This is a genomic window from Nonomuraea sp. NPDC005501 (assembly GCF_040605905.1).
Taxonomy (GTDB): domain Bacteria; phylum Actinomycetota; class Actinomycetes; order Streptosporangiales; family Streptosporangiaceae; genus Nonomuraea.
Map to the genome: position 1 here is coordinate 20,488 of NZ_JBEXDT010000054.1, position 12,464 is coordinate 32,951.

13 protein-coding genes are annotated in these 12,464 nt (G+C 72.9%); 6 read left to right on the forward strand and 7 right to left on the reverse strand.

The window, feature by feature from the left end:
- Positions 1-91: 91 nt before the first annotated feature.
- The 3 genes from ABZS51_RS24770 to ABZS51_RS24780 are packed head-to-tail and all read left to right on the forward strand — an operon-like array spanning position 92 to position 2,987.
- A complete protein-coding gene (locus tag ABZS51_RS24770) occupies positions 92-835 on the forward strand; it encodes a class I SAM-dependent methyltransferase (RefSeq protein WP_355445300.1) in 744 nt (247 codons plus the stop codon).
- Positions 835-1,944, forward strand: a complete 1,110-nt coding sequence (locus ABZS51_RS24775; protein ID WP_355445303.1) for an iron-containing redox enzyme family protein — start codon at positions 835-837, stop codon at positions 1,942-1,944. The genes ABZS51_RS24770 and ABZS51_RS24775 overlap by 1 nt, the downstream gene beginning before the upstream one ends.
- Positions 1,941-2,987: a glycosyltransferase family 2 protein gene (locus ABZS51_RS24780; RefSeq protein WP_355445305.1), complete on the forward strand. Its 1,047-nt coding sequence runs from the start codon at positions 1,941-1,943 to the stop codon at positions 2,985-2,987. The genes ABZS51_RS24775 and ABZS51_RS24780 overlap by 4 nt, the downstream gene beginning before the upstream one ends.
- Here the strand turns inward: ABZS51_RS24780 and ABZS51_RS24785 are convergent.
- A complete protein-coding gene (locus ABZS51_RS24785; protein WP_355445308.1) occupies positions 2,977-3,420 on the reverse strand; it encodes a DUF4383 domain-containing protein in 444 nt (147 codons plus the stop codon). The two genes, ABZS51_RS24780 and ABZS51_RS24785, sit on opposite strands and share 11 nt — an antisense overlap.
- 228 nt (positions 3,421-3,648) lie before the next feature.
- On the opposite strand from ABZS51_RS24785, the gene ABZS51_RS24790 reads away from it, so the two are divergent.
- The gene (locus ABZS51_RS24790; RefSeq protein WP_355445311.1) at positions 3,649-4,851 is read left to right on the forward strand and encodes a hypothetical protein; all 1,203 of its coding nucleotides are present in this window, start codon (positions 3,649-3,651) and stop codon (positions 4,849-4,851) included.
- A gap of 67 nt (positions 4,852-4,918) precedes the next feature.
- Here the strand turns inward: ABZS51_RS24790 and ABZS51_RS24795 are convergent, their stop codons facing one another.
- Both ABZS51_RS24795 and ABZS51_RS24800 read right to left on the reverse strand, forming a co-directional pair.
- Positions 4,919-5,776: an SAM-dependent methyltransferase gene (locus tag ABZS51_RS24795; protein ID WP_355445314.1), complete on the reverse strand. Its 858-nt coding sequence runs from the start codon at positions 5,774-5,776 to the stop codon at positions 4,919-4,921.
- Positions 5,777-5,975: 199 nt separating this feature from the next.
- Positions 5,976-6,800 (reverse strand): universal stress protein, encoded by an 825-nt coding sequence (locus ABZS51_RS24800; protein ID WP_355445317.1) that lies wholly within the window; start codon positions 6,798-6,800, stop codon positions 5,976-5,978.
- A 209-nt stretch (positions 6,801-7,009) separates the two neighbouring features.
- On the opposite strand from ABZS51_RS24800, the gene ABZS51_RS24805 reads away from it, so the two are divergent.
- Positions 7,010-7,651: a response regulator transcription factor gene (locus ABZS51_RS24805; RefSeq protein WP_355445320.1), complete on the forward strand. Its 642-nt coding sequence runs from the start codon at positions 7,010-7,012 to the stop codon at positions 7,649-7,651.
- Positions 7,652-7,764: 113 nt separating this feature from the next.
- Positions 7,765-8,250: a pyridoxamine 5'-phosphate oxidase family protein gene (locus tag ABZS51_RS24810; RefSeq protein ID WP_355445323.1), complete on the forward strand. Its 486-nt coding sequence runs from the start codon at positions 7,765-7,767 to the stop codon at positions 8,248-8,250.
- Here the strand turns inward: ABZS51_RS24810 and ABZS51_RS24815 are convergent.
- From ABZS51_RS24815 to ABZS51_RS24830, 4 genes are all read right to left on the reverse strand, one after another.
- Positions 8,198-9,886, reverse strand: coding sequence for a GAF domain-containing sensor histidine kinase (locus tag ABZS51_RS24815; protein ID WP_355445326.1), 1,689 nt, complete (start codon positions 9,884-9,886; stop codon positions 8,198-8,200). The two genes, ABZS51_RS24810 and ABZS51_RS24815, sit on opposite strands and share 53 nt — an antisense overlap.
- Positions 9,887-9,890: 4 nt before the next feature.
- Complete coding sequence (locus ABZS51_RS24820; RefSeq protein WP_355445329.1) at positions 9,891-10,934, reverse strand: hypothetical protein; 1,044 nt, start codon at positions 10,932-10,934, stop codon at positions 9,891-9,893.
- 133 nt (positions 10,935-11,067) lie between these two features.
- Positions 11,068-11,649: a dihydrofolate reductase family protein gene (locus ABZS51_RS24825; RefSeq protein WP_355445332.1), complete on the reverse strand. Its 582-nt coding sequence runs from the start codon at positions 11,647-11,649 to the stop codon at positions 11,068-11,070.
- Positions 11,650-11,793: 144 nt separating this feature from the next.
- Positions 11,794-12,450 (reverse strand): CBS domain-containing protein, encoded by a 657-nt coding sequence (locus tag ABZS51_RS24830; protein ID WP_355445335.1) that lies wholly within the window; start codon positions 12,448-12,450, stop codon positions 11,794-11,796.
- Positions 12,451-12,464: the final 14 nt, after the last annotated feature.

Consider the following 12,464-nt stretch of genomic DNA (forward strand, 5'->3'; position numbering starts at 1 on the left):
GGCGTTCCCCTGTCACCGTGGCTCCGCCTGGCGTTTGCCCTGGATCGCCGAGGGCAGCATCACCTGCGGAAACGTGAGGGACGGGGGTCTCATGGCGGCAGCTTTCGACGCCTCCGCCTACGGGCGGAGCATCGCCGACATCTACGACGCCACCGCCCGGGACCTGCCGACCGAGGCCGCCGTCGAGCGGCTGTGCCGGCTGGCCGGTGGCGGGCCGGTGCTGGAGTTCGGGATCGGCACGGGCCGCATCGCGCTGCCCCTGGCGGCCCGCGGGCTGACAGTGGCCGGGATCGACGGGTCGCCGGAGATGGTCGCGGAGCTGAGACGCAAGCCCGGGGGCGACCGCATCCCCGTGGCCGTCGGCGACTTCTCCGCCACGCAGGTCGAGGGCCGGTTCAGCCTGGTCGCCCTCACCACGAACACGATCTTCGCGCTGCCGTCCCAGGACGCGCAGGTGGACTGCTTCCGCAACGCGGCGGGGCATCTGGAGCCGGGCGGCAGGTTCGTCGTGGAGGCGTGGGTGCCGGACCTGACCGGCTTCGCCGACGGGTCGGCGCTGCGGCTGCTGTCCCTGTCGGAGGAGGCCGTCACGGCCGAGGCGGCCCGCCTGTCGCCCGCCACGCAGATGATGCACACGACCCGCGTCCGCATGACGGCCGAGGGGCTGCGGCTGCTGCCGGCCAACCATCGCTACGCCTGGCCCGCCGAGCTGGACCTGATGGGCCGCCTGGCCGGCATGACGCTGGAGTCGCGCTGGGCGGACTGGGAGGGCACGCCGTTCGGCGACGGCAGCCGGGCGCACGTGTCGGTCTACCGGCTGACCGGGGAGTCGTGATGCGCCTGCCCCGCCCCCGCGGACCTCTGACCGCGGCCCTGTTCGCCCGCCTCGCCGCCCGGCCGGCGGACCAGGACCGCCTCGCCGCCCGGCCGGCGGACCAGGACCGCTTCCGGTGCGCGCTGCCGGGGGACCACGATCGCTTTCCCGCCGTCCCGCACCGGCCGGCGGGCGCCGACCTGGCCGACGGCGACCTCCAGCTCGCCCTGTTCGCCTGCTACGAGCTGCACTACCAGGGCTTCGACGGCGTCGATCCGCGCTGGGAGTGGGAGCCGTCCCTGCTCGCCTTCCGGGCCGCCCTCGAACGGCGCTTCGAGCAGGCGCTTGCCGGTGCGGTGCCCCGCCCCGCGGCCGTGCCGCCCGGCGAGGTACGGGCGGCGCTGACCGAGCTGACCGCGCCCGGCTCGGGGCCGTCGCTGTCGGCGCACCTGCGGCGCCACGCCGGGCTGGCGCAGTTCAGGGAGTTCGTGGCGCACCGGTCCATCTACCACCTCAAGGAGGCCGACCCGCACACGTGGGTGATCCCGCGGCTGCGCGGCGGTCCCAAGGCGGCGCTGGTGGAGATCCAGGCCGACGAGTACGGCGGCGGCCGGAAGGAGCGCATGCACGCGGAGCTCTTCCGGGCCACCATGCGCGGTCTCGGCCTGGACGACTCCTACGGCGCCTTCCTCGGCCGGGTGCCGGGCGTCACGCTGGCGGTGTCCAACGCGATGTCGCTGTTCGGCCTGCACCGCAGGCTGCGGGGCGCGGCAGCCGGTCACCTGGCGGCGCTGGAGATGACGTCCTCGCTGCCCAACCGGCACTACGCAGACGGTCTGCGGCGGCTCGGCGGGGACGCCACGGCCGCCCGGTTCTACGACGAGCACGTGCAGGCGGACGCCGTTCACGAGCAGATCGCCGCGCACGACCTGTGCGCGGGACTGGCGGCGCAGGACCCGGCGCTGTCCGGGGACATCCTGTTCGGCGCGGCCTGCGCGCTGGAGCTGGAGCGGCTGTGGGCGGAGCACGTCATGGCGTGCTGGCGGGACGGGGCGTCGTCCCTGGACCCGCCCGTACCCCACGAACAGAGCACGGACAGCGCGGGGAGCGCGGTGGCGAGCACCGCATGACGCGCCCGACCGGCACGATCGGCCCGGCGTCGCGGCCGGCGCTCGACTACGTGCTCCCCCTGCGATGGGACGACGACTCCGGCCTGGACGAGCTGACCGGCTACCTGCGTGAGCTGTCGCGGCACGCGCGGGTGATCGTGGTGGACGGCAGCCGGGACGAGCTGTTCGGGCGGCACGCGGAGCGCTGGCGCGGGCTGGTGACGCACGTGCGCCCCGATCCCGGCCTGCGGTTCGCCAACGGCAAGGTGAACGGCGTGACGACGGGCCTGCGGCTGGCCCGCGCCCCGCACGTGGTGATCGCCGACGACGACGTCCGCTACGACGCCTCGGCGCTGGCCGGGATGGACGCCCTGCTCGCCGGGGCCGACCTGGTCAGGCCGCAGAATCACTTCGACCCGCTCCCCTGGCACGCCCGCTGGGACACCGCCCGGACGCTGCTGAACCGGGCCGTCGGCGCGGACTACCCGGGCACGTTCGGGCTGCGGCGGTCCTTCTTCTGGGAGATGGGCGGCTACGACGGCGATGTGCTGTTCGAGAACCTGGAGCTGATCCGCACCGTCCGCGCCCACGGCGGGGTGGAGTACCACGCCCCCGGCCTGTACGTGCGCCGCCTGCCGCCGGACGCCTCGCGGTTCTGGTCCCAGCGGGTCCGGCAGGCGTACGACGACCTGGCGCAGCCCGCGCGGCTGGCGGTGTTCCTGTCGGTGCTGCCGGCGGTGGCCGCCGGGCTGGCCCGGCGGCGGTTCGGCACGCTGGCCGTGGCGGCCGGGCTGGTGGTGGGCCTGGCGGAGGTGGGCCGGCACAGGGCCGGTGGCCGCCGGGTGTTCCCGTGGAGCGCGTCCCTGTTCGCCCCGGTGTGGGTGTTGGAGCGGGCCACGTGTGCCTGGCTCGCGGTGGCGTCCGCGCTGGGCGGTGGAGTGCCGTACGCGGGACACCGGCTGAGGTGCGCGGCGCACAGCGTGCGATGGCTGCGGTCGCGGCCGGACCGCCGGCCGGAGGGCCTCTCCCCCGGCCGGGGTGACTACGCGGACGTCACCTGGTGAGCACGCGGCGGCGCGCCAGCAGGAAGCCGAGCGCGATCATGCCGACGCCGAGGATGAAGTGCAGCCAGTCGTCGGCCGTGTTCAGCGGGACGAAGTTGGCGGCGCTGTCCTTGGCGATGAGCAGCCCGTAGATCCACAGCAGCAGGTAGATGACGCCGCCGCCGATCAGGTAGCCCCGCGCGCCGTTCCAGGTGCGGGAGAGCAGGATGCCGGCGACGCCGAAGAGCAGGTGGACGATGTTGTGCAGGATCGACACCTGGAACACACCCAGCAGCATCGCGCCTGAGTGGTGGCTGGCGAATGTCATCTCGCTGTAGTTCGTGGTGATGCCCGGGATGAAGCCGAGCACGCCGACCAGCAGGAACACCGCACCCACGATGAGGGCGGCGCGCTGGATCGGTGTGCGGTCCGCTTTGGTACTCGGGGTGTTCATGAAGAGCCTCCCGGAGTGGGCGTGGCACTGTCACCGTCCGGCTACCCTCCAGCGTCGCGCTCAGTCACCACGGCCCGGACAACCGGGATGGGCACGTCATGTGAGCGCCCCGAGCCGCCGGTCGAGGGGCGCGCGTGACCGACTGCCGACGCGGCCGTGGGGTTGCCTACGGGGGTCCCGGGTAGGCCGGGGCGTACTCATGCGTCGACAGCGAGGGAGCTCGACCACATGACCTTCGACCCGCTGCGGGAGCGCGGCATCCCACTGGACAAGCAGGTCCGCAACTGGCGTGAGCTGAACGTCACCCCGATCGACCCCGACCACTCCGATCCCTACACCCGGTGCCGCATCATCACGATGAACGGCATCGAGGTCGAGGCGATCATGTTCAGTCACCAGCTCGCCCGGCACTGCCCGGACCTGGAGCTCAAGCAGCAGCTCGCCCGGGTCCGCTACATCGAGGCCCAGCAGCAGAAGGCGGTGAACTGGCTGCTGCCCGGTCTCGCCTCGGTGCTGGAGACCACGATCGCGTACGAGCAGGTGGCGGTGGACCTGACCGCCTGGGTGGCCCGGATGGAGCCGGACCCGTACCTGCAGCAGGCCTACCAGTTCGGCGTGCTGGAGGACTTCGACCACCTCTACCGGTACGCGAACCTGTACGAGATGATCGAGCACCGCAGGGCGGAGAAGATCGTCGACCAGCTCACCGAGGTGATGCCGGGCCGCCCCACGTACCTGCACCACCGGGACCCGGTCGACAACGTGCGCGAGCCGTACGACAGAAGCTCCACGGCGCCGCTCTCGAAGCTGCACGCGCTGACCATCATGTCGGCCGAGCAGCAGACCATGAACTTCTACATGAACGTCGGCCCCACCTACATGGAGCCGATCGCCCGCCGGCTCTACCAGGAGATCGGGCTGATCGAGGAGGAGCACGTCACCCACTACGAGTCGCTGGTCGACCCGGGCGAGAGCTGGTGGGAGATGCTGCTCAACCACGAGTACAACGAGTGCTACCTGTACCACTCGTTCATGGAGACCGAGTCGGACCCGAAGGTGAAGGCCATCTGGGAGCTCCACCTCAACATGGAGCTGGAGCACCTGCGCCTGGCCGCGGAGCTGTTCAAGCGGCACGACGGCCGGGATCCCGAGGAGGTCGTGGCGCCGGCCCTGCCCGCGCCGGTCACGTTCGAGCCGAACAAGTCGTACCTGCGTGAGCTGATCGCCACGCAGATCGACTACACCACGCTCGGCACCGGGTACGTCCAGGACGCCCACGAGCGGTTCGAGAAGATGCAGGAGGCCGTGATGGGTGGCGAGAAGCCGCCGTCGGAGGAGGTCATCCAGGAGAACACCGACAAGTCGGGCCGCGAGTACCGGCTGGAGACCGAGGGCCCGCACCCGGTGGGCAGCCTGCGCGCCGACCGCTGAGCCACCCGGCCCGACCGTTCCTGTCTGGGGCCCATCCCGGCTGGAACGGGCGCCGGGAAGGGCGTCGTCAGTGGCGGGCGGGCTCCGCGGAGTCCGGCGAGGAGGTCACGCGGCCCACGGCGGCGTCGATGCGGACGGCCGGGACGCCCTCCAGCAGCGGGATCGGCGGTTCGTACTCGTCGTCGTCCGGGATCCGCCACTCGTGGACCGGCGCGAGGCCCGGACCGATGAGCTCGAACCCCTCGGCCAGCCGCAGCACCTCCTCCCGCGTGCGGAACACCGACTGCGCCGGGGTGCCGGCCGTCGCGGTGCTGAGCTGGGCGACGGCCTCCGGGGCGCTGTCGGCCATGGCGTGGGTGAGGACCAGGTGGCTGCCCGGCGCCATCCACGTGCGGAAGTCGGCGATGATCCCGGCGGGGTCCTCGCTGTCGAGGATGAAGTGCAGGATGCCGACCATGAGCACGCCGACCGGCTGCGAGAAGTCGATCAGGCGGGTGACGCGCGGGTCGCCGAGGATGGCGCCGGGCTCGCGCAGGTCGGCCTGGACGGCCTCCACGCCGGGCGAGCTGGCCAGCAGCACCTCGCTGTGGAGCCGTACGACGGGGTCGTAGTCGACGTAGACGACCCGGCAGTCGGGCACGATCTCGCGGGCGACCTCGTGGACGCTGGGCGAGGTGGGGATGCCGGTGCCGAGGTCGAGGAACTGCCGCACGCCCCGCCGGGCCAGATGGCGTACGGCGCGGACGAGGAAGAGCCGGTTGGCCCGGGCGACCTGGCGCGTCTCGGGGGCGACGGCCAGCAGCTTGTCGGCGAAGGCGCGGTCCACCGCGAGGTGGTCCTTGCCGCCGAGCAGGTAGTCGTAGACGCGGGCGACACTCGGGACGCGGGGGTCGACACCGGGCGGCACACGCTCCAGCTCGCTCACGGGGGCGCCTCCTTCGATCCGAATGCCGTACGGGTCGCGTCCGGACGCCATCCTACTGCGGCCCGCCGACAGGAAGATCGTCTCTCTGGATCCCCGCCGTAATCGGCGCAAAGAGCACACAACGCGACGGATTCTCCCCATACATGCCAGAACCCGACGAAATCAGCAGCCAGTTCCTCTGCGCGAAGCGGGCGGGCGGTCAGGCGCGGATGCGGACGACGGCGAGGGGGCAGGGCGCGTGGTGCAGCATGCCCTGGCTCACCGAGCCGAGCACCATGCCCGTGAACGTGCCGTACCCGTGGGAGCCCACGACCAGCAGATCGGCCCCGGCGGCGGCCTGCCGGAGCACGGCGACCGGATGTCCGTGGACGACCTCCTCGACCACCGCCACCTCCGGGAAGCGCTCCCGGCGGGCGGCGAGGGCCTCCTTCAGCGCGGCCGACTCGTCCCGCTCGCTCTCCTCGTCGGCCGGGTCGAAGCCGCCGGCCCGCGGCCAGACCCAGGCGTGGACGGCCCGCAGCCTCGCCCCGTGCAGCCGCGCCTCGGCGAAGGCGACGTCGAGCACCCGGGCGGTCGCGAATGACCCGTCCACGCCCACCACCACCTCGCCGCGAGGCGTCGCCGGCAGGTCGCGGACCACGACCACGTCGCAGGGCGCGCGCCCGGCGACGCCGTACGCCACGGACCCCAGGAGCATGCCCCGCACGCCGCCGAGGCCGTGGCCGCCGATGACCAGCAGCTCGGCGCCGGCCGCCGCCTCCACCAGGGCGGCGCGAGGGTCGCCGGGCAGCAGCTCGGTCTCGACGGCGACCTTCGGCTGCTCGCGCCGGGCGCGTTCCCCGGCCGCGGCCAGCACGGTCCGGCCGCCCTCGTGCATCCACCGGGCCACCTCGGCGTACCGGCCGGGGCGGGGCTCGCACGCCCACGACGGCAGGACGTGGACGACCTTCAGCGGCACCTCCCGCAGGGCCGCCTCGGCGGCCGCCCAGCCGGTGGCCTCCAGCCCCGCCCGTGATCCGTCCACACCAGCGATGATCATGGTTCCCCCCTCAGGGCCCTCCCCCCGGCCCGCGCTCGGGGTCCTTCCCGCCCGCGCCGGCCGCCACGCGAAGGGACGCGCGCAGAGGCGGACGCGACACGCGGAGGGGGCGAAAGTGTCAGTAAAGACAGGTGTCCACGATCAGGGACCTTCTGCCCTACCGGAAGCCGGAGCCGCCGGTTAGCGTCGGAGCCATGATTCGTGTGTTCCTCGTCGATGATCACGAGGTGGTCCGGCGGGGCGTGGCCGCCCTGCTGGAGTCCGAGGACGACATCGAGGTGATCGGCGAGGCCGGCACAGCCGAGTCGGCGATCGCCCGCATCCCCGCCCTCAAGCCGGACGTGGCCGTGCTGGACGTGCGCCTGCCCGACGGCAGCGGGGTGGACGTGTGCCGGGAGGTGCGCTCCCGGCTGCCGGAGCTGGCGTGCCTGATGCTCACCTCGTACGCCGACGACGACGCGCTGTTCGACGCGGTCATGGCCGGCGCGTCCGGCTATGTGCTCAAGCAGATCCACGGCTCCGACCTGGTCGGCGCGGTACGCACGGTGGCCTCCGGGCAGTCGCTGCTCGACCCCCAGACGACCGCGACGATGCTCCGGCGGCTGCGCGACCAGGCCACCCGCCAGGACCCGCTGGCCACGCTCTCGGACCAGGAGCGCCACATCCTCGACCTCATCGGCGAGGGCCTGACCAACCGGCAGATCGGCGAGCGGCTCTTCCTCGCCGAGAAGACCGTCAAGAACTACGTGTCCAACCTGCTGGCCAAGCTCAACATGCAGCGCCGCACCCAGGCCGCCGCGCTCGCCGCCCGCCTGCGGGCCGGCAGGCGCGACTGACCCCCGCAGGCCGGCCCAGACCGGCGCAGACCGGCGTCGGTCGGCGCCGATCGGCGCCGAGGAAGGGACCTTCGACCCTAAAAGAGGCGGCTCCCGCGACTGACTCTGGAGTCATGCAGACCTTCGACACGTCCGGACTGCGGGTGCTCACACGCGAGGAGTGCCTGTGCCTGCTGTCCCGCGCACTGATCGGGCGGATCGTGTTCACCGACCGCGCCCTTCCCGCGGTGCAGCCGGTCACGTTCCGCCTCGACGGGGAGAGGGTGGTGATCCGCACCAGCCCGGGCTCGAAGCTGGCCGCCGCCACGCGGCACGCCGTGGTGGCCTTCGAGGCCGACGACTTCGACGTGGACCGGCGTACGGGATGGTCGGTGACCGCCGTGGGGCACGCCCGCGCCGTGCAGGACCCGGACGAGATCGAGCGGCTCTCGGAGCTGCGGCTGACCTCCTGGGCGCCGGGTGAGCGCAACCACTACATCGTGGTGGAGGTGGAGCAGGTGACGGGCCGTCAGATCACCCGTGACGAGGAGGTCACCGGCCCGCAGGTCATACGGGGACGCTCCAACGGAGCCGGGCGCCGCCGCCCTCCGGAGAACTGACCTCGAAGACGCCGCCCAGGCCGGCGGCGCGTTCCTCCATGTTGCGCAGGCCGCTGCGCCGCCCGCCGTCCGCGATCCCCACCCCGTTGTCGGTGACCCTGAGCGTCAGCCGGTCGTCCGCCACCTCCACCGCCACGTCCGCCCGGGACGCCTTGGCGTGGCGCACCACGTTGGACAGCGCCTCGCGCAGCACGGCCAGCAGGTGGTCGGCGACCTCGTCGGGCACGCGATGGTCGAGCTGACCCTCCATCCGCAGTCCCGGCATGAAGCCGAGATGGCCGCGCGCCGACTCCACCAGATCGACCACGCGGGCGCGCAGGGTCGGAGCGGCCACGTCGGGAACGTTCTGCAGCGCGAAGATGGTCGAGCGGATCTGCCGGATCGTCTCGTCCAGCTCGTCGATGGCGTGCTGGAGCCGCCCCGACGCCTCGGGGCGGTCCACCAGGCGCACGGTGCTCATCAGCGTCATGGCGATGGCGAACAGCCGCTGGATGACCACGTCGTGCAGGTCCTTGGCGATGCGGTCGCGATCCTCCAGCAGCGCCAGGCGCTCGGCGTCGCGGCGCGCCTCGGCCAGCTCCAGCGCGATCGCGGCCTGCCCGCCGAACGCCTCCAGCATGCGCAGCTCGGAGGCACTGAACGGCAGCCGCCCGGACCGCTTGGCCAGGGCGAGCACGCCGCGCACGGCCTGCCCGGCGCCCAACGGCATGAGCAGCTCGGGGCCGAAGCCCAGCGCGCGCAGCGGCGACTCGTCGTCGAGCAGGTCGCCCGCGGTGATCGCGCGGCCGCTGGTGAACACCTCTCCGGCGGCGGTGGCGGTCAGCTCGAAGCTCAGCTCCGCCGCGCCGTCCGGCAGGTCGCCCTCGACGAACTCGGGCCGCAGCGTGCGGGCGTCGTCGTTGGGCAGCAGGATCTGCACCAGGTCGGCGTCGGTCATCTGCCGGGCCCGCGCGGCCATCATGGCGAGCACCCTGCGCGGGTCCGCCCCCGACAGGAGGCTCGTGGTGACCTCGGACGACGCCTCCAGCCACGTCTCGCGCCGCCGCGACTCCTCGTACAGGCGGGCGTTCTCGATGGCGACGCCGGCGGCGGTGGCCAGCGCGATGACGATGGCCTCGTCCTCCTCGTCGAAGTCGCCGCCGCCGCGCTTCTCGGTCAGGTAGAGGTTGCCGAACACCTCGTCGCGGACCCGCACGGGCACGCCGAGGAACGTGCCCATCGGCGGATGGCCCGGCGGGAACCCGTAGGACTCGGGGTGGTCGGAGATGCGGCCGAGCCGCAGCGGCCTGGCGTCCTTGATGAGCAGGCCCAGCAGGCCGAGGCCGTGGGGCCAGTGCTCGATCCGGGCGATCTCCTCCTCGGTCAGCCCCACGGGGATGAACTGGAGCAGCGTGCTCTCCTCGCCGACGACCCCGAGCGCGCCGTAGCTGGCGTCGACCAGGTTGGTGGCGGTCTCGACGATGCGCCGCAGCACGGTCTCCAGGTCGAGGTCGCTGCCGACGGACACGACGGCCTCGAGCAGGGCGTGGACGCGGTCGCGGGTGCTCAGCACCGCGTCGAGCCGCACCTGGAGCTCGGCGAGGAGCTCGTCCAGGCGCATGTTCGGCATCAGCGGCCGGTGCTCCCCGCGCGTCATACGATCAGTTTCGCACCCCGGCGCGCGAACGCCCACTACCGGGGGCGGGCCGGTCCGGCCCTCGTTGCAGCATCTCGGGCAGCGACCGGCGGACGCTCTCCTTGTCGTCGAACGTGATGCCCAGCCGCATGATCATCTGCGGGTACTCGTCGGAGCACAGCTCGTGCCTCAGGAACTCGCGCAGGTGGTACGCCTCCAGCGCCTGCGTGTGAAAGGCCGCGCTGACGCCGTGCGCGCAGGCGTGCAGCAGCACCCGCTGCAGGGTCTGCCCCGCCGCGATCCACTGCTCGCGGGTGTCGCCCGTCGTGGTGAGCAGCGCCACCTGGCCGACGGAGCTGGAGCGGCTGAGATCGGCCTGGCTGCCCCACTCGTGCCGCCAGGCGTAGTCGCGCTGCGGGAAGTCGGGGTCCGTGGGCGGCGCCGTGCGCGGGTAGCCCTCGGCGGGCACGCCGTCCCTGCGGGAGCCGCCCGGCGGGCGGGCCCAGCGGATGACCTCCAGGGTGAGGACGCGGTCCTGCGCGTGCGCGCCCTGCGCGGCCTGGGTGAGGGCGGCGAGGATGGCCACCGCGACCGGAGCGCGGACCGGGGTGAGCTTGGCCCCCTCGTCCCGCGCCTCCCGGACCAGGCCCTCCACCAGCCGCTCGGGCACCGGCAGGTCGGTGAACCCGGCCCGGTGGGTGCGCCGCCGCTCGATCTGCCGCCCCATCGCGCGCACGCGCTCGTCGGGCTCGGCCGGCTCGCCCAGGGTGATCGTGGCGATCAGCGAGGGGCGGTCGGGGTCCGGCAGGACGCGTATGACGGGCTCGACGCCCTCGCAGCGCAGCGCCGTACACATGGTGAACAGGGCGGCGCCGCAGCTGATGAGCAGCTCGCGGCCGGAAGGATCGCCCAGGCGCAGCTTGCGGTCCACGTCGGCGCGCAGGCTGATCTCGTTCCCGGAGACGGCGAAGCTCCAGGGCTGGGTGTTGTGCACGGACGGCGCCCAGCGGGCCGCTTCGAGCGCTCCCTGGATGGCGCGCTCCCTGTGCTCTGCCGTACTGATGATCATGGCGATACCTCCCGCTGGCGATGGGACCAGCGCATCACGGGACGGGGACCGCGGGGCAGGGCCGAAGGTCCCGGCGGGGGCCGTGCGCCCCCGCCGCCGGGGCCGGCCGGACCGGCGCTGAGCGGCGCCCGGCCTACCCGGCCTCCGGCTCGGACCCGGCGGCCACGTACTGGAGCAGGACCGTGCGGCCGTCGAGCGTGCGCGTCCCGGTCAGGCGCAGGCCGGCCCGCTCCTTCCGCAGGGGGAGCAGCGGCCGGCCGCCGCCGAGCACGACCGGGTGCACCACGACGTGGTACTCGTCGATCAGGCCCAGCCGCGCCAGCTCGCCCGGCAGCCCCGAACCTCCGAGGAGCAGCAGGTCCTTGCCGGGCTGCCGCTTGAGCGCGGTGACCTCCTCGGCGAGGTTCGCGCTGACGATCCGGGTGTTCCAGCCGGCCTTGTCCAGCGTGGTCGAGAAGACGACCTTCGGGATGGCCCGCCAGATCGGGGCGAACTTCAGGTCGTGCTCGTCGTCGGAGTGCTGTTCGGCGTCGGGCCAGTAGCCGGACATGACCTCCCACACCCCGCGCCCGTACAGGAAGGTGTCGACGCGGGCGGTCAGCTCGTCGGAGAAGCCGAACAGCTCCGGCCCCACGGCCGGCCAGTCGAACTCGCCGTCGGGGCCGTCGATGTGGCCGTCGAGCGAGGTGTGGACGAAGTAGAGGATCTTCCGCATGGCGCAGACTCCCTGATGCCGGTGTGGTCGCCGTCCGGGTGTGTCACCGGCCGGCCTTTCACCGCTTGGTCGGAGCCGTCCGCGGATTCTTGGCGTCCCCCGCGACCTGTTTCCAAGATTTTTCTCGTACGCCGCCGCGGCCGGTCAGAGGAGCGGCGGCACGATGAGGACGTCCTCCTGGTCGTGCTCCACCTCGCAGACGACGTCCACCACGCCCTCGACGCCGCGGATGGTCTCCGCCAGCGCGATGGCCTGCGACCTGCGCCGGCACCTGCCGCGGACGGTGACCACACCGTCCTCGATCTCGATCGCGTACGACGCCAGGTCCGGCACCTGGTCCCTGATGCCGGCCAGCAGCTCGTCCGCCGGGCGGGTGAAGACGCGCAGCACGTCGCGCTGGTGCAGGGTGCCGACGACGCGCCCACTGACCGGGTCGATCACGGGGAGCTGCTTGACGCGCCGGTCGCGCATGAGCCGCGCCGCGTCCCGCAGGGGCATGCCGGGGGTGACGGTGATCGCCGGAGAGCTCATGAGCTGGGCCGCCGTGACCCCGGCCGCCTTGTGGTGATCACGGTGCTGCCTGCGCGACTCGAACATCGAGACGCTGCGCCGCAGCGGGTCGCTCTCCTTCAGCAGCAGGTCGTCCTCCGACACCACGCCCACGGGCCGCCGCTCGGCGTCGATCACGGTGACCGCCCCGACGGCGAACCGCTTCATCGCGCCGATGATCTCGCTGAACGACGCGTCCTCCAGGACGGCGATGGCCACGCGGCCCATGACGTCCTTGACTTCCATTGCCATGGTGTCCACCTCTC

Excerpts from the sequence above, each read along its gene's own strand:
- ABZS51_RS24770 (WP_355445300.1), top strand. The coding sequence starts at position 92 with ATGGCGGCAGCTTTCGACGCCTCCGCCTACGGGCGGAGCATCGCCGAC.
- ABZS51_RS24775 (WP_355445303.1), top strand. The coding sequence starts at position 835 with ATGCGCCTGCCCCGCCCCCGCGGACCTCTGACCGCGGCCCTGTTCGCC.
- ABZS51_RS24780 (WP_355445305.1), top strand. The coding sequence starts at position 1,941 with ATGACGCGCCCGACCGGCACGATCGGCCCGGCGTCGCGGCCGGCGCTC.
- ABZS51_RS24785 (WP_355445308.1), bottom strand. The coding sequence starts at position 3,420 with ATGAACACCCCGAGTACCAAAGCGGACCGCACACCGATCCAGCGCGCC.
- ABZS51_RS24790 (WP_355445311.1), top strand. The coding sequence starts at position 3,649 with ATGACCTTCGACCCGCTGCGGGAGCGCGGCATCCCACTGGACAAGCAG.
- ABZS51_RS24805 (WP_355445320.1), top strand. The coding sequence starts at position 7,010 with ATGATTCGTGTGTTCCTCGTCGATGATCACGAGGTGGTCCGGCGGGGC.
- ABZS51_RS24810 (WP_355445323.1), top strand. The coding sequence starts at position 7,765 with ATGCAGACCTTCGACACGTCCGGACTGCGGGTGCTCACACGCGAGGAG.
- ABZS51_RS24815 (WP_355445326.1), bottom strand. The coding sequence starts at position 9,886 with ATGACGCGCGGGGAGCACCGGCCGCTGATGCCGAACATGCGCCTGGAC.
- ABZS51_RS24820 (WP_355445329.1), bottom strand. The coding sequence starts at position 10,934 with ATGATCATCAGTACGGCAGAGCACAGGGAGCGCGCCATCCAGGGAGCG.
- ABZS51_RS24825 (WP_355445332.1), bottom strand. The coding sequence starts at position 11,649 with ATGCGGAAGATCCTCTACTTCGTCCACACCTCGCTCGACGGCCACATC.
- ABZS51_RS24830 (WP_355445335.1), bottom strand. The coding sequence starts at position 12,450 with ATGGCAATGGAAGTCAAGGACGTCATGGGCCGCGTGGCCATCGCCGTC.